Annotated in this window: 2 protein-coding genes; one reads left to right on the forward strand and one right to left on the reverse strand. The window is 69.9% G+C overall.

What is annotated here, in order from left to right; genetic code table 11:
- Nucleotides 1-141 precede the first annotated feature (141 nt).
- Complete coding sequence (locus PKE44_RS19100) at nt 142-705, reverse strand: thioredoxin family protein (RefSeq protein WP_324554393.1); 564 nt, start codon at nt 703-705, stop codon at nt 142-144.
- Nucleotides 706-940: 235 nt separating this feature from the next.
- Between PKE44_RS19100 and metK the strand changes: the two genes are divergently transcribed.
- Nucleotides 941-1,722 (forward strand): methionine adenosyltransferase (gene metK, locus PKE44_RS19105; RefSeq protein WP_324554395.1); only part of this gene is annotated, 782 nt, incomplete at its 3' end.

Here is a 1,722-nt window from a genome sequence, read left to right on the forward strand (position 1 = left end):
GGGCGCCGCACGGACCGCGCCGCGCCGGGATATGGCGCCGCGCAGCCCTGCGAGCGGCGCGCGCCGGCTCGCAAGTGGCGCGCGAGTATACGGAAATCGCCACGGCCCGCCAAACCGCCGGGCCGGCGACCGGCCGGCTCCTCAGTTGCCCTGCGCCTTCCACTTGATCGAGCAGCCCATGCCGGGCAGCTGGGCGGCCGGGCCGCGGCCGGTGCCGGCGACCTGCTTCATCGCCTCGTACAGCTCGCGCACCGCACCGGCCGGGGCCGGCTGGCGGCCGCTCGCATCGAGCCGGCCGCGGTACTGCAGTTCGAGCGCGCGGTTGTAGCCGAAGAAGTCCGGCGTGCAGACCGCCCCGTAGGCGCGTGCGACCTGCTGCGACTCGTCGAACAGGTACGGGAACGGATAACCGAACTCGCGCGCGACCGCCTGCATGTGCGCGAAGTCGTCCTCGGGGTAGTCGGCCGGATCGTTGGCGCTGATCGCGACCACGCCGATGCCGAGGGCGGCGAGATCGCGCGCCTCGCGCACCAGACGCTCGCGCACCGCCTGCACGTACGGGCAGTGGTTGCAGATGAACATCACCAGCAGCCCGGCCGGGCCGCGCACGGCGTCGCGCGTCCAGCGCCGGCCATCGACGCCGGGCAGGTCGAAGTCCGGGGCCGGCAGACCGAAATCACAGACCGGGGTGTGCAGCAGGACCATCGGGAACCTCCGGAAGCAGGCAACGGGCAGACGCGGCGGCAGCGACAGACATCCCTGTTGCCATCTGCATTTGTACTGTCCTGTGTCGAAACGCTGCGCTGCAGCGGGTCACGGATGCACAGGACGGCGGTGGCCGGTATGATCCGCCGCATTTTGTTCCCGGCCCTCCCTGCCGGCCACCCTTTCCGCCCCGCCCGCCGCACATCCTGCGCGGACCGCCGCCCGAGGACGTTTCATGAGCGACGCCTATCTCTTCACCTCCGAGTCCGTGTCCGAAGGCCATCCGGACAAGATCGCCGACCAGATCTCGGATGCCGTGCTCGATGCGATCATCGCCCGCGACGAGGATGCCCGCGTCGCCTGCGAGACGATGGTCAAGACCGGCGTGGCCATCGTCGCCGGCGAGATCACGACCAGCGCCTGGATCGACCTTGAGGAACTCGTGCGCAAGGTCATCTGCGGCATCGGCTACACGTCCTCGGACGTGGGCTTCGACGGCGCGACCTGCGGCGTGCTGAACATCATCGGCAAGCAGTCCGTCGACATCGCGATGGGCGTCAACCGCAAGCGCTCCGAGGATCAGGGCGCCGGCGACCAGGGCCTGATGTTCGGCTATGCGAGCACCGAGACCGACGTGCTGATGCCGGCGCCGATCTGCTACGCGCACCGCCTGGTCGAGCGTCAGGCCGAAGCGCGCAAGTCCGGCCTGCTGCCGTGGCTGCGCCCCGATGCCAAGTCGCAGGTCACCTGCCGCTATGAGGACGGCAAGGTGGTCGGCATCGACGCCGTCGTGCTCTCGACGCAGCACAACCCCGAGATCGCCCATGCCGACCTGCGCGAGGCGGTCATGGAGCTCGTGATCAAGCACGTGCTGCCGGCCGGGCTGATCACCAAGGACACGCAGTTCCACATCAACCCGACCGGCAACTTCGTGATCGGCGGCCCGGTCGGCGACTGCGGCCTGACCGGACGCAAGATCATCGTCGACACCTACGGCGGCATGGCCCGCCACGGCGG

Origin of the sequence: Plasticicumulans sp., assembly GCF_035331805.1 — a bacterium.
GTDB lineage: Bacteria > Pseudomonadota > Gammaproteobacteria > Competibacterales > Competibacteraceae > Plasticicumulans.

Bases quoted from the DNA above. Each gene is read 5' to 3' on its own strand.
- PKE44_RS19100 (WP_324554393.1), bottom strand. From the start codon at position 705: ATGGTCCTGCTGCACACCCCGGTCTGTGATTTCGGTCTGCCGGCCCCG.